General features: G+C 37.2%; 20 protein-coding genes. 6 read left to right on the top strand and 14 right to left on the bottom strand.

What is annotated here, in order from left to right; all coding sequences use genetic code 11:
- The first annotated feature begins 18 nt into the window (after positions 1-18).
- Positions 19-1491, top strand: coding sequence for a TlpA disulfide reductase family protein (locus WH188_RS05620; protein WP_339423480.1), 1473 nt, complete (start codon positions 19-21; stop codon positions 1489-1491).
- A 325-nt stretch (positions 1492-1816) separates the two neighbouring features.
- Here WH188_RS05620 and WH188_RS05615 read toward each other — a convergent pair whose 3' ends face one another.
- The 6 genes from WH188_RS05615 to WH188_RS05590 all read right to left on the bottom strand — a co-directional run bounded on the left by WH188_RS05615 (position 1817) and on the right by WH188_RS05590 (position 11506).
- A complete protein-coding gene (locus WH188_RS05615; protein ID WP_315402787.1) occupies positions 1817-3319 on the bottom strand; it encodes a glycoside hydrolase family 32 protein in 1503 nt (500 codons plus the stop codon).
- A 154-nt stretch (positions 3320-3473) separates the two neighbouring features.
- Positions 3474-4097, bottom strand: coding sequence for a hypothetical protein (locus WH188_RS05610; RefSeq protein ID WP_339423479.1), 624 nt, complete (start codon positions 4095-4097; stop codon positions 3474-3476).
- A gap of 183 nt (positions 4098-4280) precedes the next feature.
- The gene (locus WH188_RS05605; RefSeq protein ID WP_339423478.1) at positions 4281-5963 is read right to left on the bottom strand and encodes a RagB/SusD family nutrient uptake outer membrane protein; all 1683 of its coding nucleotides are present in this window, start codon (positions 5961-5963) and stop codon (positions 4281-4283) included.
- 34 nt (positions 5964-5997) lie between these two features.
- Positions 5998-9123 (bottom strand): SusC/RagA family TonB-linked outer membrane protein, encoded by a 3126-nt coding sequence (locus WH188_RS05600; protein ID WP_339423477.1) that lies wholly within the window; start codon positions 9121-9123, stop codon positions 5998-6000.
- A gap of 59 nt (positions 9124-9182) precedes the next feature.
- Positions 9183-10112 carry a carbohydrate kinase family protein gene (locus tag WH188_RS05595; protein ID WP_208696858.1) on the bottom strand — a complete coding sequence of 310 codons (930 nt, stop codon included), beginning with the start codon at positions 10110-10112 and terminating at the stop codon, positions 9183-9185.
- 65 nt (positions 10113-10177) lie between these two features.
- Positions 10178-11506 (bottom strand): sugar porter family MFS transporter, encoded by a 1329-nt coding sequence (locus WH188_RS05590; RefSeq protein ID WP_183914166.1) that lies wholly within the window; start codon positions 11504-11506, stop codon positions 10178-10180.
- Positions 11507-12053: 547 nt separating this feature from the next.
- On the opposite strand from WH188_RS05590, the gene WH188_RS05585 reads away from it, so the two are divergent.
- Entirely contained in the window at positions 12054-14810 is a 2757-nt protein-coding gene (locus WH188_RS05585) for a substrate-binding domain-containing protein (protein ID WP_208696856.1), read from the top strand.
- Positions 14811-15059: 249 nt separating this feature from the next.
- Here the strand turns inward: WH188_RS05585 and WH188_RS05580 are convergent, their stop codons facing one another.
- The 3 genes from WH188_RS05580 to WH188_RS05570 all read right to left on the bottom strand — a co-directional run bounded on the left by WH188_RS05580 (position 15060) and on the right by WH188_RS05570 (position 17778).
- Positions 15060-16031, bottom strand: coding sequence for a heavy metal-binding domain-containing protein (locus tag WH188_RS05580; protein ID WP_206368190.1), 972 nt, complete (start codon positions 16029-16031; stop codon positions 15060-15062).
- Between the two features lie 157 nt (positions 16032-16188).
- Entirely contained in the window at positions 16189-17109 is a 921-nt protein-coding gene (locus tag WH188_RS05575) for an Rpn family recombination-promoting nuclease/putative transposase (protein ID WP_168126098.1), read from the bottom strand.
- A gap of 219 nt (positions 17110-17328) precedes the next feature.
- Positions 17329-17778: a nuclear transport factor 2 family protein gene (locus WH188_RS05570; protein ID WP_168126097.1), complete on the bottom strand. Its 450-nt coding sequence runs from the start codon at positions 17776-17778 to the stop codon at positions 17329-17331.
- A 958-nt stretch (positions 17779-18736) separates the two neighbouring features.
- Between WH188_RS05570 and WH188_RS05565 the strand changes: the two genes are divergently transcribed.
- The 4 genes from WH188_RS05565 to WH188_RS05550 all read left to right on the top strand — a co-directional run bounded on the left by WH188_RS05565 (position 18737) and on the right by WH188_RS05550 (position 22375).
- Positions 18737-19306 (top strand): hypothetical protein, encoded by a 570-nt coding sequence (locus tag WH188_RS05565; RefSeq protein WP_339423476.1) that lies wholly within the window; start codon positions 18737-18739, stop codon positions 19304-19306.
- Between the two features lie 276 nt (positions 19307-19582).
- Positions 19583-20350: a DUF4262 domain-containing protein gene (locus WH188_RS05560; RefSeq protein WP_168126095.1), complete on the top strand. Its 768-nt coding sequence runs from the start codon at positions 19583-19585 to the stop codon at positions 20348-20350.
- Positions 20351-20479: 129 nt separating this feature from the next.
- Complete coding sequence (locus tag WH188_RS05555; RefSeq protein ID WP_168126094.1) at positions 20480-21160, top strand: YiiX family permuted papain-like enzyme; 681 nt, start codon at positions 20480-20482, stop codon at positions 21158-21160.
- A 438-nt stretch (positions 21161-21598) separates the two neighbouring features.
- On the top strand, positions 21599-22375 hold the full coding sequence (locus WH188_RS05550) for an esterase/lipase family protein (RefSeq protein WP_339423475.1): 777 nt from the start codon (positions 21599-21601) through the stop codon (positions 22373-22375).
- A gap of 225 nt (positions 22376-22600) precedes the next feature.
- Here the strand turns inward: WH188_RS05550 and WH188_RS05545 are convergent, their stop codons facing one another.
- From WH188_RS05545 to WH188_RS05525, 5 genes are all read right to left on the bottom strand, one after another.
- Positions 22601-23125 carry an NADPH-dependent FMN reductase gene (locus tag WH188_RS05545; protein ID WP_339423474.1) on the bottom strand — a complete coding sequence of 175 codons (525 nt, stop codon included), beginning with the start codon at positions 23123-23125 and terminating at the stop codon, positions 22601-22603.
- A 29-nt stretch (positions 23126-23154) separates the two neighbouring features.
- The gene (locus tag WH188_RS05540) at positions 23155-23643 is read right to left on the bottom strand and encodes a GNAT family N-acetyltransferase (protein ID WP_339423473.1); all 489 of its coding nucleotides are present in this window, start codon (positions 23641-23643) and stop codon (positions 23155-23157) included.
- A gap of 541 nt (positions 23644-24184) precedes the next feature.
- Positions 24185-24352, bottom strand: coding sequence for a hypothetical protein (locus WH188_RS05535; RefSeq protein ID WP_168126090.1), 168 nt, complete (start codon positions 24350-24352; stop codon positions 24185-24187).
- Positions 24353-24411: 59 nt separating this feature from the next.
- The gene (locus WH188_RS05530) at positions 24412-25326 is read right to left on the bottom strand and encodes an NmrA family NAD(P)-binding protein (RefSeq protein ID WP_339423472.1); all 915 of its coding nucleotides are present in this window, start codon (positions 25324-25326) and stop codon (positions 24412-24414) included.
- Entirely contained in the window at positions 25313-25720 is a 408-nt protein-coding gene (locus WH188_RS05525; RefSeq protein WP_168126088.1) for a hypothetical protein, read from the bottom strand. Before WH188_RS05525 ends, WH188_RS05530 begins: the two co-directional genes overlap by 14 nt.
- Between the last annotated feature and the right edge of the window lie 12 nt (positions 25721-25732).

Genomic DNA, 25732 nt, shown 5'->3' with positions numbered 1-25732 from the left:
AAAACTGATTATTAAAAAATGAAAAAAACAATCTTAACCATTGCTTTGACCATTGCTCTAGCTAATGTAATAGCACAAAAGGCATCAGGGGACAAATTTCAAAAATATCTCCCAATAATAGAAAAAGGTAGCATACAACAAAAAGACTCGCTTACAAATGTACTTTTAAACGAAATTAAGAGCTATAAAACAGAGCAAGAGTTCCGTACAACAATCAATATCCTACGGTCATTGGGAAAGGAACAGCAACAGGCTTCGGTAGAAGCTATTGCGAAGAAAAAGTATCCTAAGGGATCACTGACCCGCGATGCTTTTATCACCGATGTTTTTTATAACGCATCCACTGTCCAGGAGAAAGAAAAAGCTTATAATGACCTGACCAAAAAGTGGCCATCCAAAAACTTCAGCGAAGAGCTTTTGACCTACGATTATGTTTTAGCCAATTTAGCGCAGGGATTTGCAAATGATGGAAATGCCCCAAAAGCTATCCATTACCTTAGCGAAATGAAAGAAAAATTTTGGCGTGGTAATGGGTATCTGCCAGTAGGCCAGATTTTATTATCGGCAGGAGATACAGTTTCTGCAGCACCGCTTCTAAAAACTGCTATGGATGACAGTTATTATTATTTAAGCCTGCCTGAGGAAGAGAAAGACAATAAAGCAAGATTCGCTTCTATGGGTTATGCCAGCTCTATGTCTGCTTATGTCAATATCTTAGTAGCTCAAAAAAAATATAACGATGCACTTGGTTACATAGAAAATGCATTAAAATCAGCTCCTGAGCAAGCTGACGGACTAGCAACGGTTTACTACAAATCGTTGATAGGAACCGGACGAAAACTTGAGGCATACAATATCTTGACGAAATTATATACTAAAGGACAATTTGCCGTTGAGAATGATCTTAAAAAGCTTTATTTGGAATTGAACGGATCGGCTCAGGGTTACGAAAATTTCAATGCATCATTAAAAGAAACTTTAACACAGACCATACGTGACCATATTAAAGAGATGGCAACCTTCAAACCTGCTCCAAATTTTGAATTGCTCAATTTAAAAGGTGAAAAGGTATCGTTAGCCAGTTTAAAAGGAAAAGTTGTCGTTCTTGATTTCTGGGCTACTTGGTGTCAGCCTTGTGTACGTTCATTCCCGGGTATGAAAGCGGCTCAGGAATCATATGCAAATGATAAAGATGTTCAATTCTTGTTTATGAATACTTGGGAACGCGACAAAAATTATAAAGAAAATGTGTTGTCTTTTATAACAAAAAACAATTACCCTTTTGAAGTTCTTTATGATGATCAAAAAGATCCTCAAACTGGTGAAGTAATGGCTGCTAAATTCGGTGTGAAAGGTATTCCTGCTAAATTTATTATCGATAAGGAAGGAAATATACGATATTTCTTAACTGGATCTACGCCGAACGTAGACTATATAAAATTAGAAATGAAAGAATTGATCGAAGCTGCAAAGAAGCCCTATAAAGGTTAAAAAATACTAGATTTAAAATTAAAATAGTAGGGAAAATTACTACCCTACAATGGTGCGGTTGTGCTAGGTTAATATTAAAAAATTATTGCAAATTTTCACTTTATCACAAAAGCCAGCTTTTTTAATAGAAGCTGGCTTTTCTAATTTTAAACATATTATAAATTTATAATACTAAGTTGCGGATAAGTGAAGTTTTGAATGTAAATAAACCAAATTGATGCCACACCTATGCTAAAATCCAAAAAACACTTACTCCAATCTAATGAAGAAAGCGTTTCTGGGCTGGCTAAAATTAATTCCTATAGCCGTCTATTGCTGTAATTGACTATTTTTTATATTCTGAAATAATGATATTTTGATATTCTAAAGGAGCATTGCTTGTAATTTTTAAATGGGTCATAGGACTATCAGGGAAAAATATGTCTGTCATCACCGAAAGTCCGTTATCTGCAAAAAACTCGACAGAAGTCACATCAAAAAATACGTTCATGTCTACTTGAGACTCTTTTGAAAGACGAGGAGCTACATGCTTTTTAGGAAAATCGTGACTAAACGATATATTTCCAGATTCACTACGATTGATAAAATACTGATCTTTGGCCTTATTATACCCAACTGTTAGCTCATTTCCTTCTTTATTGAATAAAATAATCTTAAAATCCTGCACTTTCAGTTTACTGATGTCCAATCGGAATCCTGTAGGCAGATGATCACTTAACAGAATCTCGTTTACTTTTTTGGGAGCAATTGTTTTCGATATTTTAAAAGTATTTTCAATTTCTTTAGCGGGTTTACTTGCTACATAATACTGTTTATTTATGCTTGTCAATGATAATTCACGTGGGATCGTAGAAGCCGACCGCCATTTTAATGTGGGTACCTCATTCGCATACTGCCAATTGCTCATCCATCCGATAAATAAATGACGATCCTTCACATTATTCCAGGTTACACCCGCATAATTATCTGTTCCCCAATCCAACCACTTAATCTGGGTATCATCTGTTGTGAAATGCTTTCCATCAAAATCTCCAACAAAATACTGTGTCGCAGAACCACCATTTGGTCCTCCTGGATTTATACTGACCAATAATATCCATTTTGTTACCCCATTATCTGTCATTGGGAACAGATCTGGACATTCCCATACGCCACCATGAGCTCCGATTTCTTTTCCGAAACTACTTTCCATCTTCCATTCTTTCAGATTTTTAGAGGAATAAAATGTGATACAGTCCTTTGTTGCTAAAGTCATGATCCATGCCTGTGATTTTTCGTGCCACATCACCTTTGGATCCCTGAAATCCCAGATTCCAGGATTGGGCAATACAGGATTTCCCTTGTACTTTTCCCAAGTTTTACCTTGATCTAAACTATATGCCAAGCTCTGGTATTGATGTAAACCGGTTCTCTTGTCTTCTTCTTTGTGGTTGTGATGTGTAAAGATCGCGACCATAGCATCTTTGCCAAAACCAGCTGTATTATCTTTATCAATAACAGCGCTACCTGAAAATATGGTTCCTAGGCTATCCGGATACAGTGCTATTTTCTGTTCTTCCCAATGCACAAGATCTGTGCTGGTAGCATGTCCCCAATGCATGGGACCCCATTTCGGTTCATCTGGATTATGCTGATAGAATAGATGATAAGTACCATTGTTATATACCATTCCATTTGGATCGTTCATCCACCCTTCTTTTGGTGTAAAATGATATAATGGGCGATAATTTTCCACTTGTACCATTTGCTTATCTTGTTTCGTACTTCCAGTCTGTGCGTAGCTAAATAAAGGAAGTGCTAGTAATATAAATGCTAATTTCTTCATCATGATTTAAATTTTTCTATAAGGTTTATCAAATACAAATTAATTGTTTTATTATTATTTCTCCGTTTAATTCCGCTAACTTTAATCGATCCATTAAAAAAGTTTCAAACTTTGATTTATAATATGTGCATTATAAAAGCGGCAGTGTACGTATTCTTTATCCTGGTTCGTCGCCCAAAACTACAGTCACCGTGTATGGAAATGTTTGCCCCATATAAGTAAGCGTATACTTTACAGCTGAACTGAAATCAACATATCCGCCCTGCCCCGGTGCTATACTTGCTCCATTAGTAAATTCTACTGAGGGATTGAGTTCTTTTACAGCTGTACCAACCGGTAAATATATGATGATACTTTTATTTTCTTGATTAATAATACCCACTTTGTTACCGATACGGAAAGCTGTTATTTCGGCTATAATCTCCTTAACTGTTACCTGGTAGGTATTAAAAACGTTTCCATTATATACACGATAAACTAACGGTGTTGTTGAAGAAAAGGTGAAATTCTGAGCACTTCCAGAAGCTGGGGCGACAGTTGCATTTTCAGGTATTGCAATACTCGGCTTTACCGCAGAAAGATCCGTCCCTGCTGGTACAAGTACACTAATTGTGCCTTTCTCGTTATCGACAACGCCTGCTGTATTTCCCACTTTAAAAGAAAGGATATTGACATCCGAACTCAAATCGAGCGATGTAGCTGAGTCCTCCTTACAAGATGTAAACAATCCGATAAAGAGCAGGAAAATTCCTAAGCCTATAATATTTTTTAATGTTTTCATTCGTTTATAATTGTTTTACAAGTGATATCAATGCATTCGAGCATTGATTGATTCATGTCTCTATTTATTTAGCAGAAAACTATCCTGAACATATTCTTTATACAGTTACAAAGGATACATTCAGGATCTTTTCATTAACTAATTTTTTTCCACTTCATTTCACCATCACAAAATGAACAAGTGTTAATATCCTGCATTCTGCTTATACAAGTATTTACTCAATCTGATCTGTGCTTCCGGAATAGGCAGATACTCATACTTATCGGCAGTAAAATGGGAAGAAGCATAATATGATCTACGTGATTTTTCGACATCGTAATAAGCGTTCATAGACTCACCTGCGATCCCCCAGCGCACGAGATCAAAAAAACGTCCGTTCTCCATGGCCAATTCTAATCGGCGCTCCCAACGTAAGGCTTTCCGTGCATTTTCTTCGTTCCAAATGATATTTTCTCCATTTTTATACGTTTCAATAAGCATCTTATCTGTTGCATAGCCCATCAGTGTCACACTGTTTTTTGCACGTATGCGTACCTGGTTGATCAATGGTAGTGCTTCTTGGGAACGGTGAAGTTCAATAAGTGCTTCGGCACGCATTAACAATACATCTGCAAAACGAATGACGATACGATTTTTTGTATTCGCATAAAAGGGTACCATCGGAACAAAACAATCACAGTCTGGATCAACATTTTCTTTCAAAGAGGCATACATAGCGTATTCCGACGGATTACGGGTCCAGCTTTCTTCATACACATGTTTCGCACTGTATTTATATGGTAAATTTGGAATTGCAACAGTATGAAAAAGCCGAGGATCGTATTTCTCCGCAACATTAAATGTATTAAGCGTATTATAGTTATCCAAAGGCAATCCTTTTCCCGTAGTACGGAAGGCATTCACCAAACTTTGACTAGGTTTATTGAAATCACAGCACCCCAATCCCATCGGCACAGAAAGGACATCAGATAAGTTCACTCGACCAAATTTTGTTCCGTCATCTTTGGAAAATTGAATCGAAAAAAGTGCTTCGGTACCGTTTTCATATTGACCCGGCAGGAAATTAAATCCGAAATCTGTTTCTAATGTACGATTTGAGGATAAGACAATATCTGTACTCTGTACTACTTTTTCAAGATCTGTGTGATTTATACTGGTGACTGCATGTCGCTCTTGATTGTCCTGACGGTAAGCTTTATACAAATATGTTTTTGCTAAGTACGCGGCAGCCGCAATACGGCTGGCACGACCAACCTCTGTCTGAACAACTGGCAAATGATCTGCTGCATATTGAAAATCATCTGCGATCTTCTGCCATAATGCATCATTGGTTAACGCTCGGTTATCAACCGTTTCATAGCTGTCTATCGGCACTTGCTCATCAATATACGGTACATATTTGAAAAGGATCTTGAGCATAAAATAAAAGTGTCCACGGAGAAATCTTGCTTCTGCCATTTTTTCGTCTTTATTCGCAAAATCACCCATTTCCTGAATCGTCCGGATCGTGGTATTAGCACGGGAAATCGACACATATAGTTGAAACCAGAGCCGGTTTACTTCATCAAAAGTCGGTGTAATATTGTTTGCCGTTTCCAGAAAATGAAAGACCTGTATATCTTGAGGCCCTGAACCTCCTTTATAGGCATCGTCAGATCGTACCGTTCCATATGGCCATAAACTAAATGGAACATCATAGTGATCGTTTCCCAAAGCTGCATAAGTGGCTGTAAGTAATCTTTCAGGCTCCTTCACCTGATCGGAACTCAATACGCCTTTTGGTGTTTCGTCCAAGAACTTATTACATCCGGACAAAAGTCCTGCGGCCAATACCGTTATTATTATTTTATTAAATGTTGTTTTCATGAGAATAATTTGTTTTTAATCACACACTCATTAATTAGAAACCAATGTTAAGTCCTGCTGTCCATGTGGTCGGTATGGGATATCCCCATCCGACGTTTTCAGGATCAACACCCGTAAAATTCTTTGATTTTACAGTAAATAGATTCTGACCGGTAACATATATGCGTAAACGGCTCATGCGTAACCGCGAGGCGGCATCTGTTGGTAATGTATAGCCCAGAGATAAATTACGAAGTTTCATATACGATCCATTTTCTATAAAATAATTGGATAGACGTCCCTCATCGTTATTGTTTACTGTCTGCAGTGCTGGAATAGTAGAATTAGCATTCTGTGGCGTCCAGGCATTGAGTAAGCGGGTACCTTTATTGGAGTTTACATCATCAACACTCCAAAAATCGGTCTGCTTCTTTAACCAATTTTCAACATCAATACCTTGTACTCCCTGAAAGTAAGCCGATAGGTCAAACCTTTTGTATTTCAATGCAATATTTAGACTGTATGAAAAATCGGGGTGCGGACTACCGATCCAGGTACGGTCCAGATCTGTAATCTGACTATCGCCATCATAGACATTTACATACCTTAGGCGTCCAATACCTTTACCTGCCTGATTGACATGCGCATCGACCTGATCTTGATTCTGAAAGATTCCGTCAGTCACATAACCATAGAATGAGCCTAATGGCCGACCTATGATATTATCACCCTGACGCCCACCATATGAATTTTCAACTGCTTCTGGTAAATGGGTAATTTTATTTTTATATGCTGAAAAAACTCCTGTTATATCATAGTCTAAACCAAAAGCAGTTTTATTACGATATCCTGCAGAAATGTCCACACCTTTATTTTCCATCGAAGCTCCATTCGCCCAACGGTAGCCACCTTCTCCTACTACACCGATATAGGCAGGATTGATCAACATGTCTTTTGTTGCTTTGACATACCAGTCGATCGATCCATATAGACTCTGATTAAAGAATGAAAAATCTAACCCAATGTTGGTCTGTGTGGTTGTTTCCCACTTCAGATCATTATTTTCGGTTTGAATTTTACGGTATCCTGATGGCAATATTCCCGATCCTGTTCCCGAAAGATCGTATGCGGTCCCGTCTATAATATTCCAGGTTGGATCGCCAATACCATACTCTGGCACAAACAGTGCATAAGTAGCTAGATCTCCAATTCCTTGATTTCCGGTCTGCCCCCAACCTACACGAAGTTTTAAATCTGATATGTAACCTTTTGTTCCTTCCATAAAGCGCTCTCCTGAAATCCGCCATCCTGCGGTCACGGCTGGAAATGTTGCAAAACGGTTATTTTTTCCGAATCGTGATGAACCGTCATGTCGCACAGTAAAAGAAGCAAGGTAACGGTCATCGTATGCATAATTCGCCTTTCCGAAGTAAGAAAGAAGCGAAAAGCCGGTTGAACCGCCACCTACTGCTGCTGTTCCAGTACTTACACCTGGCCACATGTATTCAGGTGTTTCAATAGCAAAGGCACCATTACCTGCAGTATATGCATTGAAGCTGATATCATTTTGACGATTCATTTCCATACCAGCTAATAAATCAATTGCATGCTTTTCAATAACTTTCCTATAGGTTGCCGTATTGGATAAGGTCCATTTCATACCGTGCTTCTGTTCCATATTCACACCGCTCCGATCGCTGTTCATGAAGCCCGAACGATAAGAAAACTCCATATTCCGTTTGTAAAAATTACTATAATCAATACCATAACTGGTACGGACATGTAAGTCTTTTATGATCTGTAGATCGGCATAGACATTGCCAAATAGACGCCAAAAATTATATTTATTATTTCGATTATCATACAGTAAACGCATTGGATTATGACGGTCGTTCATACCTAATGACGGACCACCCCATCCTGCTCCGTCTACGGTATGTACCGGTATAATCGGCAAGGCTTTTAAAGATAGATCGAGGACATCCCCCGGTACTTGAACTTCACCCGTATTGTTGACCGTGAAATTTTCTCCGATAACCAACTTACCGTCGAAGAGTTTGTAGTCAGTATTCATACGTGCTGATATCCGTTGGAAACTTGTATGTTTAATTGTACCGTTATTGTGCAGATATCCTAAAGAAAAAAACGAACTCGATTTTTCTGTCGCTGAACTAAGTGTCGCATTATAAGATTGGAGCAAACCTGGTTTGGAAACTTCATTGAACCAATCTGTATCAGCAGCATACATGGTATGCTCCCGGTCAATATATTTAGAAACGTACACATGATTTAACTGTGGATCACCATTGGCATTATTGTTCCAATCAAATTGATATCCAATATTATTACCATTAGGATTTCCGCCACTGTTCATGGTTGCCTGCCATAAAGCTTGACCATATTCCAGGGAATTGAGCACCTTCATACGGTTATTAAAATAGGTGTTGGTTAGAAATGCGTCGAATGTAAGCTTTGGGGCTCCAATTTTGCCTTTCTTTGTCGTAATTACAATGACACCATTGGCAGCACGAGAACCATAGATACTTGCCGATGAAGCATCTTTCAATACCTGAATACTTTGAATGTCATTGGAATTCAGTTCGTGCATACCACCCTGTGATGGCATCCCATCGATAATATATAGTGGGTCCTGACTACTGTTGATTGAGCTGATTCCTCGCATGCGCACTGTAGCAGCACCGCTTGGATTACCATCAGATGTTACGGTCATTCCTGCCACCCGGCCCTGAAGTGCTTTGATGGGATTATTTTCAGGGGCTTTCATCATTTCTGTAACATTGACCACACTGACTGCACCTGTGAGATCTCGTTTCCGCTCTGTCTGGTACCCCGTCACCACGACTTCATCAAGCCCTTGTTCTGTGTTGACTAGACGGATCTCCACAAACTTCTTTTCCCCGATTGCGATAGTTTGTGTTGTATAGCCTACATTCGATATTTCAAGTGTAGGATTGCTACTGGATACCTGGATCGTAAATTCTCCTTTTTCATCTGTCTTGGTTGCCTGCCCCGTACCTCTGGCAATCAAAGATGCACCTTCTAATGGTGCTGCCGTTCCACTATCTGTGACTCTTCCTTTAATGGTTGCCTGCTGTGCATAACTGGCTACAGAAAAAAGAATCAAAGACAGAAACAGCATGATTTTCTCTCTCGTAAACATAATTTGGTTATTTTATAAATGGATAATTATTTAGATTGATTTTCTTATGTAAAATTTAATTATTGCAACTCATTCAGCCACACAAATCGATTTATAGCCGTAGCATCATAATTTGGGCATGCACCGCTGCTCTGCGTAACATAACCGCTTAGCGTAGCTGCAAACTCCAATATCTCTTCTGCAGGGATATTCTTGTCATTGCGGCAACGTAACGATAGAAAAGCGGCTAAAAATGAATCGCCACTACCAATTGTGTCCTTCACTTCCACTTTCAGAGCAGGATAATGATGACTGAAATGTCCTGCTGTAGAATGATAGATTGCACCGGTGGCGCCATATGTCACGATCAATTCCGGAACTGCAAAATGATTCATCACGGCCTCCGATTTCGACTGATCGCTCATATCTGGAGGTAAGCCTAACCACGCCGAAACAAAGCCCAATTCTTCTTCATTCATTTTGACTAAATCAGCATAGCCGATCAATTCAAAAATCCGTTCTTTTGTATAAAATGGTGCGCGAAGATTGACATCAAGGATCTTATATTTTGCTTGTTTAACTAAGCCTTTTAATGTCTGGTAGCTGACATCATTTCGTGTGGATAAACTCCCGAACACAAAAAAATCTGCTTCACGAACTGTTTGTAATTCTAGTTCGCCAAGTGTAATGTGATCCCAAGCGACGGGATAGACGATTTCATAGCGAACATCTTTTTTGTCATCAATATGGACTTCTACTGTAGATGTAGGTAAGATATGATCTTCCTGAAATAATGTTAAAGGAATCGAAAGCTCACGGCACAATGAAACAATTTCCTGACCATTTGCATCGCTCCCTACCCTTGTAAGCACATCGGTATAAATCCCCAATTTATTGAGGTGATAGGCAACATTTAGCGGAGCACCACCTAATTTTCTTCCTGTAGGCAGATTGTCCCAAAGAATTTCTCCGAAACAAACCCCTTTAATATTTAATACCTCGTTTTTCATAATATTTTTATCTGAATCAGATGTATATGATCTTAATTAACCGTAATTCTGTTTTAAATCCTGACTTAGTGCATGGGCATCGGTCCATCCATATCTTCCAAAGATTTTCCTTTGGTTTCTGGCATCATCTTCCATACGTACAATAGCTGCAAAAACATGCAAACTGCAAAAATCATGAAGGTATAACCTCCACCAAGCAGTTCTGTTAATGCAGGAAAACAAAATGTAATTACTGCGGCCATCACCCAGTGGGTTAAGCTTCCCAATGTTTGCCCCTTGGCACGGACATCATTCGGAAAAATCTCAGAGATAAAAACCCAGATTACCGCTCCCTGCGAGAGTGCAAAAAATGCGATAAACATCATCAAATAAATGGTGACTTTTATTCCCTCAATTTGACCCGCAAAGAAAGCGTGCGAAACAAGAGAAAGAGAAGCGATTAGCCCAAATGAACCAATGAACATCAGTCTGCGACGGCCAATCCTATCGATAAAATTTATACCAATCAAAGTAAACACAAAATTAACAACACCAATACCAACAGTAGAAAGTAAAGAACTCTGACCGCCTAAACCCGCCATCTCAAAAACACGTGGCGCATAATAAATAATGGCATTGATGCCGGATACTTGATTAAAAACTGCAAATAGTACCGCTAGAATAACAGGTGTACGGTTCGATTTGGAAAATAATTGGCTCTCACCTTTTTCTTGACCTCTTTGACGGCTGTTCAACATCTGTTCAACATCATTTTCAGCTTGATCACCGCTTACTTTACGCATAATCGCTATTGCCTCGTCCTTTTTACCTCGGTGCAAAAGCAACCAACGGGGACTTTCCGGAATAAAGAATATCAGCACAAAGAAAATCAATGATGGGATTGCCTGTACTCCGAGCATCCAACGCCAAGACTCTTCCCCTGTTTGACCTATAAAATAATTTGAAAGGTATGCGACCAAGATCCCAAACACAACATTGAACTGAAATAATCCGACTAGCTTGCCACGGGATTTTGCAGGGGAAATTTCAGAAATATAAATTGGTGCGGTTACAGAAGAGACACCGACTCCTATCCCGCCTAGAAATCGAAACAAAATAAACATGTTCCAATCTAGGACCAGAGCTGTACCAATAGCGGAGAAAAAATAAAGTGCGGCAACCAGAAACAAAGTATTCTTACGTCCTAATCGGTCCGATGGATATGCGCCCATTGCTGCTCCTATAACTGTACCTAATAACGCGATCGCCATCGTAAGACCATGTTGAAATTCACTTAGAGACCAGAATACCTGAACAGCCTTCTCGGCACCTGAAATAACTGCTGTGTCAAAACCGAAGAGAAATCCCCCCAAGGCCACCACGAATGACCATATCAAAACTGAATTTTTGTTCATTTTAAATTTATAATTGATTTACTCAAAATTAACAGCTAAGATTACAAGACCTGAATTTTCATATGACAAATTGCATCAAATTTATATCAAGATCAAAAAACACATAAATACTTAAAAAACAACACCTTAATAAGACTTCCTAAACAGTGAAAAAATGTTTTTTTGACAAAAAACATAGATGATGTTACATTCATCTATAAATCAAAAACTGTGTTGTTTTTACACTAAGGTTATTTTAAAATCTTTGAAAATGGGTGAAATTTGACATTTGTCTACACAAGGATCTGCGCTTTATCATAATTGATCAAGATGATCGGTTTTATTTTCTGCAATCTTGAAATATAATTTAGAATAAAATCAATTTATCAAATACGCTGAAAAAGCAATTGGGTGATTAAAAAAAATACGGTTCGTTTTTTTCTATAAAAATAATTCTTGATGACAGTGGAGATATCAATATATTTGTTTAATATGTGATGCAATTGTATATGAAGCAATATATACATCTAAGTTTGAGCATATATCATCAATAATCCATTAATCCAACATGTTAAGAGTATACTGTGTATTGTCGATCATGATATCGCTATTGTTTCATTCTTGTAATCCTAAGAATGAGGGCAAAAATTATACAATAGCATTCTCACAATGTACTGGTAATGATTCTTGGCGGGAGACCATGTTGGAGGAAATGAAAAGAGAGTTGTCTTTCTATCCTAATGTTAAATTTATATATCGAGATGCTGAAGGAAGTAACCAAGTACAGATTTCGCAAATTAGGGAACTGCTAAAAAATGATATTGATCTCTTAATTGTTTCTCCGAATGAGGCGGCTCCCGTGACACCAATTGTAGACTCGGTTTTCCAAATGAAAATCCCTGTCATCGTTACAGATCGAAAAACGTCTTCGGGTCTTTACAATGCTTATGTTGGAGCTGATAATCTTACAATTGGTAAATTAGCGGGACAATATATTTCAAATGTTCTTAATGGAAAGGGACAAATCGGGGTTATTACTGGTTTAAAGGGTACTTCAGCTTCTATAGAAAGAAAAAAAGGCTTGATGATGGGGCTAGATAGTGCCGGTAAAACGCAGGTAGGATTGGAACTTCATTCTGATTGGAGCAGGGCTACAGCTTATGCTTTAGCGAAAAAACAAATTGAAGATTTACAGAAACAAGATCTTATCTTCGCTTTTAATGACCAGATGGCCTTTGGGGCCATCCAGGCTCTCCGTGAAAATGGTAATGACAAAAAGAAAATTATCGGTATCGATGCATTGCCTGGAGCAAAAAATGGCTTGGAAGAAATAGCAAATGGCACGCTTTACGCTTCTATGCTTTACCCAACCGGGGGCACAGAAGCGATCCGGACGGCAATAGCAATTTTAGAAAAAACTCCTTATAAACGGGAAAACATACTGGGCACGCTGGTTATAAATAAAGAGAATGCGAACCTGATGATGCTCCAGTCGAATAAGATTCAAGAACAACAAAAAGATATCGACAAAAGACAGGAGTTTATCGTAAAGCAAAATCAGATTTACAACAACCAAAAAACAACTCTCCAGGTTGTCATGACGAGCCTGGTGATCTCGATTATTCTAGGAGGTATTTCGATTGTTATGATTGGCAACAACCGTAAAAAAAACAAGCAACTTAAAAATCAGAACGAAGAAATTTTACAACAACAGCAACAGATTGTTGAGATGAATCAACAGATTCAAAATGGAGCAGAAGAACAGAGCAAGTTTTTCACCAATGTTTCCCACGAATTCAAGACTCCCCTGACCCTTATCATGGGACCACTTGAAGAATTAGAAAAAGAAAAATCTCTTTCCGCTAACAGTAGAGAAAAACTTGCGTACATCGAACGGAATGCTAAAAAACTTCAAGACCTCGTGCACGACCTCATTGATATCCATAGGATTGATAAATCTAAATTAAAATTACAGGTTACTGCGGTACATATTGATAATTTCATCCAACAGATCATTGCTAATTTTAGACCTTTGGCCAAGAAGAAGGGCATCTCCTTAAGTTATCTCAGCAAGACACCTCTGAAAGAGATCTGGATAAGCGAGCAACTGATGGAACATGCTTTTTCGAACCTGCTATCCAACGCATTTAAATATACCCCTAGAGGAGGAACCATCAGCTTGACCGTAGAAGAAAATACATTTGGAGATTATTTTCTTATCCGTGTAATTGACAATGGATCAGGTATCGCAGCCAGTGATTTAGATCATATATTTGACAATTTCTACAAAGGTGAACAGCATCTTCCTGGATCAGGAATAGGTCTTGCTTATGTAAAACAGATTGTTGAACTTCATCATGGACAAGTAACCGCTAGCAGTAAAAAAGGAATGGGATCTGCTTTCACTTTACGCTTGCCTACGGGTCATCTTCATCTTTTGGAAGAAGAAAAAAAGAACTCCCAATATGAGCCTTCAATATTACATTTTGAAAGAAACTTGCCACAGGAAAATTTGGAAGATTTTGATGTTGATTCGGTCTCCTTCTGTTCCAACAGAGCAGCGAATATCTTGATTGTTGAAGATCATCCTGATATTATGCGTTTCTTGAAAGAAATTTTAGAAAAAGAATATAATCTCATTTTTGCCAAAAGCTATTCCGACGCTCTTAAAAAAATGAAAAACAATTATCCTGACCTGATCCTCAGCGATATTATGCTTCCTGATGAAACAGGTATCGAATTATTGAAAACCGTTAAAAACAATTCGCAGTTCAACCAAATACCCGTACTTCTACTTAGTGCTCTTGATACGGAGGAAAGTATCATTGAGGGAATGCGCCATATGGCAGATGCCTATCTGACAAAACCATTTAAGGTGGACCACCTTAAAGCAGTAGTCGCCAACTTAATTCTGTCCCGTCAGAAACTCAAAGAGCAGTATGGCACATTGCTCAAGCCTTCGGAAAATAAAACAGAAATTGATTCACATACTCCGCAGGACAAGCGTTTTTTACAGGGATTGTCCATGGTTGTCGAAGGACATCTTTCCGATAAAACCCTGAGTGTCGAGGACATTGCCAAGGAACTGAATTTATCACGGATACAACTTTATCGAAAAACAAAAGCATTATTAAATTGCAGTGTCAATGACTATCTATTACAACGGCGTATGGCTAAAGCACAAAACCTATTGCTCGAAGGCCTACATGTAAATGAAATTGCAGAAAAAGTAGGTTTTTCGTCCGGGACATATTTTACGGCAGCATTTCGTAAACAGTTCGGTGTAACTCCGACCGTTTTTCGAAAAGATCAATTAAAAGGATAAGTCGTTGGAATTTTCTACGGCGAAACCCGTATGGCTTGAAGTGCTTTTGTAAGTAAGATAATTTGAATTTAACAATTTTAGTGCATTAACACTGGAATGGACTGTAAAAAATTAACAGGGGAATGTCGATGTCTAATTTCAATCAAAAAACATAAATCATTCAAGATTAAAATCAAAAAGGATTTCATAAAATAATTATTTGTCATGTATGAGATTTGATTAATTAACATAGGGGAGTAATTGACCTAATTAGATCCTTTCAATAACCGCTAATCTCCGATTAATCAGGTTCTGCACAGCTTCAGATTTTAATTCCTCAGAACCAAAGCTTCGTTTATCTTTAGTACAAGAGCTACATGCGGTAGCATCCAGCTTATTGCTATTGCCACATGAGCATTCCCAAACTTCTTTACACGATGAAAACATGCCCTTTGACTCTTTAACGGTAACGACTTCTGGAAATAGCTGTAACAAGCCCTCTCCTTTCAATGTCTGTAGATAGGCATTATCTTGAGCGGAATACCAGTCTTTGTCTAAGCTAAGTACCTTCAATGCTGCCTTTTTTGCTAATAAAGATCCTGCTAACAGCTTCTCAACCTGATCGTAATCGATAAGATTGGAACTGCTGATAGCTTTGCTAATGATCTTAAACTGTGCGCCGGTTAAATCTTCCGACAGCAACTGTCCATAGAGTATGGCTATAGCTTGGTCTTTGTCCAGGAAATCAAAATAACGGAAGAGCATGGCTTGACGGTCTTTGAATTCTTGATCCTCCCCTGTTTCATTCATTGCTTTAAATAGTAGGGGTACAAATTCGGTCAATCGGGATGTGGCTATAAACTCGGCTGTAGCATTGTCCATTGAATAGATACCGGTATAGCGTTCTTTGATCAAGCTTGCCTTGACTTTGTGCTTAATAACTGATCCATCGATATCTCCATCTACCGCTTCTGCCTGTATATGTTTAATTTCATTGAGCAATACAGGTGTACCGATAGCGGTGATCATGAACATTTGCGTTCCTTTGCCCGAGATCTCATCAATATTGACGCTGAAGCCTATAACCGCATCTGCCCTATAGCTACGGGCATTTTGCTTTAAAGACTCCACTACGCTCTTATAGAGCTCCTGTAATTTGTTTTCATAATTGCGGGAGCGCCCACCGAAAAATCCCGAAGGGATCTGCGAAGCAAACGCCACGAAGCTCGCTCCTGATTGCAATCAAAGCATTGGTTCCAATAACAGCTGTTGCTGATATGGGATTGTTGTGGTAATTGGTTTGATTAAAAAATACGGGAAGCCGTAAGAATGGTATAAAACCAATAAAGCCATTCTGTTAAGAATGGCTTTATTGGTTATTTTATATGATCTATTGGATTTATTTCAGTTTTTCAATCTCGTCGATGGTAAGGCCTGTCGCCTCAGCAATTTGGTCTACTGATAATCCCATCGATTTTAGCTTTACAGCCGTCTCAATAGCTTTTTGGTGTTGGCCTTCAGCTTTAGCAATTGCAACTGCTTTCTTGGATGCTTGCTTAGCCTCTTCCAATTGTTTTTCTAGTCCTTCAACTTGTTCCTGTTGATACATCCGCACTGCTTCTGCATCCCATTTACGTTTTAAACTAATATCATACATAGTCCGTTCCTCCTTTGTCAATTTTACGTAGCTGGCCAACTGAAAGAAGCGTTGAAATACTGCCGATTTCATGATCCGTGGCAAGGTCTTTAACGTAGACATATTCTTGAGCATATAAAATACTTTGTCCAGTTCGTCTTCAACCTCAGCTTCGCTATTAACAAAGTTAATAATTTCTAAATAGATAAACCCCAAACCCTCGTAAAATATTTGTCCTGAATCTCTATTACACAGGCAGGTATCGTGAAAATAGGTTTTATAATCACCTCCCGGCATATGAAAACCATCCATCAGGACAATGGTGTAAACCTCAGGAATAGCGTATCCCCAGGCTTTGCGGTTTCCTTTGGGCGCTGTATCTGAAATGACCTTGCTGGCATAATACAGCATACGTTGCTTCAGGTTGGTCTGTGTACTTGTCTGCATCTCGATGATGATCTCTTCTCCTGTACTGATCTGAACTACAAGATCAAAGATAACTTTGCCGATTTCTTCGGTTGCACCGATACGCTCGGTATCTCTATACGTCAGATCAACGATGGTCTTTCGACCACGAAAGATGATGTTAAGAAAGTTGATCAGGTTGACTTTGTCTCCGAATAACCGTTTAAAGCCCTCATCGGTGGTCGGATCAATAAAAACGGGCTGAACGTGATTTTTCATAATTTTAGGATCTGCTTAAATAATTAATGTTGCTAAGCAAACATCAGAAAAACTAAAATTATTAGCCGGTTATTAAACGTTTGTAGTCGACAGTAGTCGTTTGTTGTCGGCTAGCTGGCAACAAAAGCATCAACCTGTTAACCTAATCTTGCTTTCCGGACACAAAAAAAGCCACATCTCATGACGTGGCTTTAACTAAACATATGGATTAAACTTTATCTACTTATACGAGTTGATGGATTGGGATACTTTCCAGTTACCTTCGTCATTTACCAGTGTCACTAGATCAGTTTTAGTAAATCCTTCAAACTGCATCGTTACTTTTGCTATCATATAGTCCGCAGATTCCTGTACGATGGTGGTGCTAGTTTTACAGTTTAACTGCTCTCCTTTTTGCTTTTTCAAGAAGGAAATAACTTCAGAACGGCTATTGGTTTTATCTTCTACTGCCTGTACTTTTTGGCTGAAGTCTGTCGTAAACAATTGCTCTACTCCTGCCGATTGTCCTTCTGTCATAACCGCAACGTAATGATCAATGGCTAGATCTGCTGTAGATAAATTGACCACTGCTTTTTTAGGGTTTGCTACCTCTGGTTTGCCTGCTGCCATAGTGAAAGTAGATACTGCGATCAAGGCTGCTGCCGCGAATGTTTTTGCTATAGTGTTCATAATGTCTTTATTTTTATATTGTTAGTTCTTATTTGTTGATTCAAAAGTAAGATGTAGATCGTCCCTACCCTATGGCAATTAGACTAAACCAACTAAAAACTCGGTGAATGAAGGAAATGGATAGGTGAAATTATTTTAAACTTTTTTGAACTATTCTATTAGACAGGTGTTCTTATTATACAAAGCGATAACAAACATACTTTCAGCATGAAAGTGGATAACGATAAATGACGTAATACAGTAAATAAATCCAATTGCTTCAAAACAATTTGGATGATGAAACAAAAAAGAGGAAACGATAAGAAACATAAAAATTACTGTGCAGTTAAACGCCAAGATAAAGGGTCTAATGAGAATTAGGCCCTTTTGATGTTTAAAAATGGCCTAATTCTCATGATTATTTACAGTGTTATATATCGTTTTATACGTAACTTAATAAGATTAGATTTATTGGTTATAATGACTAAATCTATTTCTTCAAACTTTATCAAATATTGCTTATCTAGGTACTTTATGATTGTTTCATTATTGCTCTGTAGCTATAGCGCTAAAAGTCAAGAAGACGAAACAATTCAATTTTACCCACTCGAGAGTTTTATACCGACTCCTCGAATTGCTATATAATTTACATGAAGAACTTTTGAAAGCTTTTCTAAAAACTTATGAAAGAATCATCATAGAATTTAGTGCAATGAAAGTCATTAATTTATAAGAGATAAATTCTGTAGATAAAATTTACATAAAATAGAATATACTCTTTGAAACAAAAATTTGAAAATAAAGCAAAGAAATTAACATGAGACTGATCTTCCTTTTTTTCTTTTCAATAGGACTTGCTTATGGTCAGTCAGGCCAAGAACTGGCTGTAGGCTATGCAGATCGCTATGACAGCCTTCCAGCAATACATATTGAGATTGCAGAGAAACAACTTTATGAAAAGGCTACTCCCGCGCCGAAAATGATATTTTCCCACGTTGCCATAAAGAAGAACACACTGATAGTACCTACAGGAAAAGGCCTCATTACACTCAAAAAATATGACGATTCGCCCCGACAAGACGACGGTTTTCGCGGCTGGCAGTATATGGGATATTTCCCGCGCTTGCAGATGCATGCTTTAGTAAACCATAGTGTTTCTGAACATCTCGGATTTAACGACATGGTATTGCTGGACAGCGCTACTTCCGATCAGTATGGGATTGTCTCTATCGGAGATGCTGCCGTATCGCTCTCCATCCATTCTCCCGACGGACGCTTTCTTGCCTACTACTACAACCATGTATATGAACGCAATAGTTGCTTTATAGGACTTCTAGAAATACGCGATGGCATGATCAGCTCTCATGCCCGAATTTCAGAAATGGCAAGCTTTCAGACCAAGAATTGGGCAGTGGAAGATATCAAATGGGTCGACAATACGTCCTTTATCATGAAAACTTATGTCCTAAAGGAACGAGGAGTAATGGAGGAAAGACAGTATACGTATTACTTGGCTAGGCTGGATAGTGCGATTAAGAAAACTGAATAATTTGATAATTAAAAATAAGGATGTGAAACCATCAAATATCTTGGCTGGAACATCAGATTTATTTCTGATGCAGGAGTAATAGTCTAACTGCATGTTATTTTGGCGATTATATAGTCACCAGACTCCTGTACAATTGTGGGCTAGTTTTATAGTTTAGAATAAACCAGCAAAAAACTTAGTGAACGGTCGAAATGACTAGGTGAAGTTGTGAGGACCGATTCAAAATGTTAAATTCACCATACAATATATTTAACAGAGCTAATGTAACTGCAAATAATGACCGAAAAAAGCGAACATAACTGTATTAATACTGATGATTTACTCGAAAAGACTAAAATAAACATAGACAAATTTGGTCTTCAGGTTATTACAGTCGCTGCGACAAACTATCTGCCATCTTTTACTTATAGCATTGGTCTAACGCAGAGATACCATCATCCTGAAATAATCTGCTTTGGTCTACCGACCGATTTGGCACACGAAATCACCAATGTTATTGCGGACCTAATCAAAGATGGTGAGGTGTTTACACCCGGAGAAATTTACTGCAACATCTTCTATGAAAGTAAGGCTATGTTTATAGCGGTAGATAAAAGAAACATCGATGATTATTTTGGTACCGGGATAAACTATTATCAAGACAAACAATTTGATGCGCTTCAATTAATCTGGACGGACAGTAATGACAGATTTCCATGGGAGGAAAATTTTGAAGAAAAATATGTTTACATACAACCTTTGCTTAATAGGAATGCTGAATTTAAGTTTTATGAGCCTAAGAATTTAACAACTTTTACAACGCGGCAATGGCTTGAAGAAAAAGAGCCTATATTGCATGTCGTGCATGATCATGATGGTGACTGGCAGTTTCTGACAGGAGATCAAGTACCAGAAGATATTAAAATCGTTGCACTTGAAGAATTAACTAAGAAAGACATTACATTGAACGAAATATTTGACCTTGAATATGGCGAAGAAGCAGAACGCGATACCATAGGTGGAAAATGGATACGAAATAGAATTGAAGAGGATGAAGAAGAGTAATCAATAGATTATCTATCCTTTAGTCATTATGTATTAAAAAGAATGAAAAATGGATAGAATATTTTTATCTATATGCGATGTTAGAAGTATTTGTGAAATTTTCAGAGACCAAAACAACAACAGACAAATATGAAAAAAGGGATAATTTTACTAGGGCTTTGTGTACTAATTGTCGTCGGTGGTCTCCACGCCAAAAGAAAATTTCACGACCCAAACAATCGACTGGACAAGGTAAAAACAGAGGTCAAAAAACTTGCGAACAAAAGCAAAATTAAAAATGGCGACTTAATTTTTCAAACTTCACTTTCAGGACAAAACAAAGCAATCCAACTAGCAACAAAATCAAAATATTCACATTGCGGTATCATTTACAGCGACAATGGACAACATTACGTTTTTGAAGCAGTGCAGCCCATTAAGCTAACAACACTTGACAAATGGATCGCTCGGGGCAAAGACGGACATTATGTAATTAAGCGACTAAAAAACGCTGATAAAATTTTGACAACTGAAACAATTCAAAAAATGAAACAAGAAGGCGACAAGTTTAAAGGTAAAAATTATGACCTAACTTTTGAATGGAGTGATGACAAAATTTATTGTTCTGAACTAATCTGGAAAATCTACAAACGTGCGACAGGGCTTGAAATTGGCAAACTTGAAAAACTAAGCGACTTTGACTTAACAGACGAAGTTGTTAAACAAAAAATGAAAGAGCGTTATGGCCACAAAATACCGCTTAACGAAGTTGTAATTTCACCAAAAGCGGTATTTAACAGCGAACTATTAGAAACAATAAATGTAAATTAATAAATAGCCATATACCTATATGGCATTCTATGATCAAGATTGCATTGACTTTATTATTTTTACGTAACTAATCAAGAGAACACACTTAAAACATATTGCGGAAAGATCACAACAGTAAAACCCTATAATTCAGAATGACTGAAAATAATAATGGACCTCCCTATTCATCACATAATAGTTAGTAATCCTATAATCTACCGAAATACTTGGAGCTTCAACCTGGTATTTCATTCTCCTATCTTTAATAATGTTTATTTAAAAAAAGGAAATTGGAAAACACTAGAAAAATAAAAAGCTAATAAGCGTAGAAATGATAATTTGAAATGAATATATAAAAGGTATATTGTTTATATTAAAATTCACTTTAACAAAAGTGTCATATCAGAAATAATTCAGACAATCCTATTATGCTTTGTATCTACAAAAAATAGAAACTAAATGTTAAAATATCCACTTATACTGATACACGGAACTGGAGCAAAAGACAACACTTTGTTCTGGGGAAGAATTCCAAAATTGTTAAAGGAGTTAGGAATTAATGTATTTTATGGGTATACAGATGCTTGGGGCTCAATTGAAGATAATGCAAAGTTACTTCAATTAAGAATAGAAGATATAATCCATAAGACCGGTGCAGAAAAAATTAATTTAATAGCGCATTCAAAAGGTGGCATTGACGCGCGCTTCCTGATTTCGACTTTGCAATATGGTCAAAAAATAGCTTCCTTAACAACAATATCAACGCCTCATCACGGTACTTTAATTGCAGATTATTTTTTAAATAACAGAACCTTCCAAAGTTCACTTGCGAAACGCATACTCCCTGTTTTGGTCAAAATTTTCGGTGACAATAATCCAAATATTTATAATGTAATAAATGAGCTAAGCATAAATTATATGGAAAGTTTTAATCAAAATAACTTAAATGATCCATTGGTATATTACAATAGTTATGCATCTGCTATGGCTTCTAAAAAAGATGACTTCCTATACTCTTGGACATATCAGTATTTAATAAAGAACGCCGGAGAAAATGATGGACTTGTACCTGTGAAATCGGCAGTTTGGGGTGATAAATTTCAATTATTCACGGATAGTAGGCGTGGTATTTCACATGGTGAAATAACTGACATAAAACGGAGGAAAATTGGAGCATTTGACATTCCCGAGATTTACCGTAAAATAACCCATGATCTTTCTAAAAATGGTTTTTAATGGTATACTTCTGAAAAACATCAGGTTTCTTAACTAGATAATGAAATCAAAATTATTTAATAAAATGCATAATGTTGGTGAATAAACATGATTTGCTACTTTTTCAATATCTTCAAATAAAAGATTAATAAAAAGTTGTTTTTTCAAAAAGGAAATACCTTCAGAACGTCTGCTGGTTTTAATTCTATGATCAATCTCGCAATAAATCTGATACCCAATTTCAAACTATGACATCAGTTTTTTAAAAGCATCTACAAAATTTAATAGCGCAATATTTGTTTTAGAATCCGCTAAATGCCCTTTTTCATTTATTTTCCCTTTTATTCCAGAAATTAAAAGTGTAGTCTCTGTCGTGAAATTTGCCATTAAGGTTTCCATAATTAGCTGCAATTCTACATGTCCTTTTTCTCCATGAGCTGATGCTGTTATTATCCCCAACGGTTTGCCAGAAAATACAGTTGTTGACACACACCATTCGATCACATTTTTGAGTCCGCTGGGAATACTAAAAACATACTCAGGTGTACAGATTAAAACCCCTTCGGATATTTCAATTTCTTTTCTAAACTTTAAGATTTCTTCTGGTGTATTGTCGATAGAAAGTTCAGGATCAAAATGCGGAAGAGTTTTAAGATCATTAAAAACTTTGATATTTAGAGTATCCTGTGTAAGGTCAACGATTAAAGTTATAAGCTTTTGATTTGAGGAATAGCTACTCGCACTACCATTTATTACAAAAATATTTTTCATAAGTTATTTTTATCCTAAATTATTAAGAGCTAAATCGCCTTTTCATAACAATTGAAAACTCCTTTTCGAAAATTAACAGTGTCCACCAGATGATATCCTTTTTTTAAATAAACGGCATTGGCCGTTTCATTTAATGAAAAGGCATCAAAACGAATGGATTGGTATTTGTGTTCAACAGCATATTGTTCTGCATATCTGATCATTTTACTAGAAATTCCTTTTCCTTGAGCAACTGGTTTTACATATAGACGATGAATCACTAGAAAGGGAATGCTGGTATTCCAATTTAAGTCATTATATTCTTCATCACATTTTTCATTTAGAGCCATATACGCGACTAGCTCGCCCTGCTCTTCATAAATAAATGCCTGCTCCTTATCAATATCCTGTATAAGTACCATCTCATTTGGATATTCTTGATCCCACTGGTCAACACCTTCACGCAACATATCAATCTTTACCTCCTCCAGCACCTTTGACGCTTGAATAATATCGCTTTGAATTGCTTTTCTAATCATTTCGTTAACTATCGTTCTATTTTGAAATTTATGCTTGCAGAGCTTAAACTAATAATCATTTTAAAATATGGTTATTTAGCCTAAAACTTCCTAAAGTTGTGTGTAGCTTTAAATAGCATTAACCTTAATTTTTCCTATTCCAGTTAAAAGATATTATCAAATCTAACCAAGTCAAAACTACAATCTTTTTCTCATTTAACAAGTTCTAAAAGAAGTTAGATTAATGCTTGGTCATGGTTTAGTTTTACGCTATGCAATAGATTTAGACATTACAAATTAAGCCGATGTAACTTCACTCTTCTGTAGAATTGCCATAACGCAACGAATCAAAATAAATTATAATGTCGACCTTAGTCGAGTTATTCCAGCTATATATTTCTTTGTATCAAAGTCACTTAACATTGTCTATTTTCGTGAAGCAATAAAAAAATATTCAATACTTTGTGAACGTGGTCTTGCTATCGAAAAGCAGAAGCCACATCTCTCAACGTGGCCTTAACTAAACATATGATTTAACAGTAAATTATTTGTACGAGTTGATCTATTGGGATACTTTCCAGTTACCGCTGTCATTGAATAATGTCACGAGATCGACTTTGGTAAAGTTTTCAAACTGCATGGTTAATTTGGCAATCATATAGTCACCCGACTCCTTTACGATGGTGGTACTGGTTTTACAGTTTAACTGCTCTCCTTTTTGCTTTTTCAAATAAATATTAACGGAATCTCAAACATACTGTTAGCCAAATACATAATGGAGTATACGCTCTAAAAAAATAGCTTCCAAAGAGGCTTTCTTTTAAAAAGATGCCGATATTCTTGCAGGTATTCATCCATAATACGTGGCTTTCTGAGAATTAAGGCAGTAATAGTATCGCTCTCCGGCTCCGGAACCTTAATTGCCAGATCATCAAGTTCAACAATATGAGTCGCCAACCATCTAGGTAATTTTGATTTTTTAATTAATCGACTAAGTAATTCGTCAGGCGTAATATCCTCATATTCTATTTTACGACATGTTATGTGCGATAATTTTGCGGCCATTTCTAGGTTCGTAATAGCTTGAGGCCCTGCAAGAACAATTGACTGTTGGTTTAATTCATCCGTTGCCAATAAATAATTTACGGCGACCGTTGCTACATCACGGCAGTCAACGTAATTTCGCTTAGCGTGACCTAAAGCGCCGTAAATTTTATCAAAATATTGAATTGTTAGTGCATTTCGTTCCCAATTTTGCATAAATGAATGTGGTCTTAAGCAACAGAAATCATCCATATTTTGTGAAAGATAGTCCTCTACTTTACTATGCCATTGGCTTACCTCCACTTTGGCAGGAGACTGAACTACAGGTGCAGACAATTTAACGATTCGTTTTATACCACTTTGTTTGGCAGCATCAATTATATTAATTTCCTGTTCAACCTGATCTGGAGATGTTGCAGTTAAAAGAAACAATGCATCTGCCCCAATACAAGCTTCTTTAAGTTGGCCCCTTGAATTTAAGTCGGCACTAACATAGGTTATATTCGAAGGTTGGGTACCTATCAGTACAGGATAAGGTCGTTCAGGACTTCTGAGAACCCCTCTTGCTATACAATCAGAATCTTTTAGTTGACGCATTACTTCTCTTCCAACTGTACCTGTGCATCCAAAAACAACTATGGTCGGCTTAATTTTTTTCATTTTTATAATTTTTTATATGTTGACGGATTGTTAATATCGTTGCACCAAGAAATGCTGAGGTTATTATATTAAAGCGTTCTGATTGAAGTTTAAATAGCGATGTGCAAAACATCCCCAAACCAATCATTAACAGAATAATCAAAAGGGATCCTACCCACTTTTTTCGCACGAATATTTGTCTCAGCTCGAATTGCCAAAGTATAATAAAGCTAAGTATCGTTGACAACAAGGAGGATAATCCTATAGTCGTGTAGCTTGCCATCATAAGATCAGTTTTTTGAAGAAAAAAAGCTGGTATAAAAGACATTAAGGTAGGAAATACATAAGCGGGAATAGCTGCAACCATCAATAAGCGCAGGCTGAAATCTGAAGGGGGACAATCTCTATTTTTCATATGATAGTAAGA

It is taken from the genome of Sphingobacterium sp. MYb388, assembly GCF_037479535.1.
Taxonomy (GTDB): Bacteria; Bacteroidota; Bacteroidia; order Sphingobacteriales; family Sphingobacteriaceae; genus Sphingobacterium; species Sphingobacterium anhuiense.
Note: the sequence above shows the minus strand (reverse complement) of the source record. Positions and strands in the feature narration are given on the sequence as shown.

Coding starts and splice junctions, on each gene's coding strand:
- WH188_RS05545 (WP_339423474.1), bottom strand. CDS start 23,125: ATGAAAAATATTTTTGTAATAAATGGTAGTGCGAGTAGCTATTCCTCA.
- WH188_RS05530 (WP_339423472.1), bottom strand. CDS start 25,326: ATGAAAAAAATTAAGCCGACCATAGTTGTTTTTGGATGCACAGGTACA.
- WH188_RS05575 (WP_168126098.1), bottom strand. CDS start 17,109: ATGAAAAATCACGTTCAGCCCGTTTTTATTGATCCGACCACCGATGAG.
- WH188_RS05585 (WP_208696856.1), top strand. CDS start 12,054: ATGTTAAGAGTATACTGTGTATTGTCGATCATGATATCGCTATTGTTT.
- WH188_RS05595 (WP_208696858.1), bottom strand. CDS start 10,112: ATGAAAAACGAGGTATTAAATATTAAAGGGGTTTGTTTCGGAGAAATT.
- WH188_RS05615 (WP_315402787.1), bottom strand. CDS start 3,319: ATGATGAAGAAATTAGCATTTATATTACTAGCACTTCCTTTATTTAGC.
- WH188_RS05550 (WP_339423475.1), top strand. CDS start 21,599: ATGTTAAAATATCCACTTATACTGATACACGGAACTGGAGCAAAAGAC.
- WH188_RS05600 (WP_339423477.1), bottom strand. CDS start 9,123: ATGTTTACGAGAGAGAAAATCATGCTGTTTCTGTCTTTGATTCTTTTT.
- WH188_RS05560 (WP_168126095.1), top strand. CDS start 19,583: ATGACCGAAAAAAGCGAACATAACTGTATTAATACTGATGATTTACTC.
- WH188_RS05525 (WP_168126088.1), bottom strand. CDS start 25,720: ATGAAAAATAGAGATTGTCCCCCTTCAGATTTCAGCCTGCGCTTATTG.
- WH188_RS05620 (WP_339423480.1), top strand. CDS start 19: ATGAAAAAAACAATCTTAACCATTGCTTTGACCATTGCTCTAGCTAAT.
- WH188_RS05570 (WP_168126097.1), bottom strand. CDS start 17,778: ATGAACACTATAGCAAAAACATTCGCGGCAGCAGCCTTGATCGCAGTA.
- WH188_RS05605 (WP_339423478.1), bottom strand. CDS start 5,963: ATGAAAACAACATTTAATAAAATAATAATAACGGTATTGGCCGCAGGA.
- WH188_RS05540 (WP_339423473.1), bottom strand. CDS start 23,643: ATGATTAGAAAAGCAATTCAAAGCGATATTATTCAAGCGTCAAAGGTG.
- WH188_RS05590 (WP_183914166.1), bottom strand. CDS start 11,506: ATGAACAAAAATTCAGTTTTGATATGGTCATTCGTGGTGGCCTTGGGG.
- WH188_RS05610 (WP_339423479.1), bottom strand. CDS start 4,097: ATGAAAACATTAAAAAATATTATAGGCTTAGGAATTTTCCTGCTCTTT.
- WH188_RS05555 (WP_168126094.1), top strand. CDS start 20,480: ATGAAAAAAGGGATAATTTTACTAGGGCTTTGTGTACTAATTGTCGTC.
- WH188_RS05565 (WP_339423476.1), top strand. CDS start 18,737: ATGATATTTTCCCACGTTGCCATAAAGAAGAACACACTGATAGTACCT.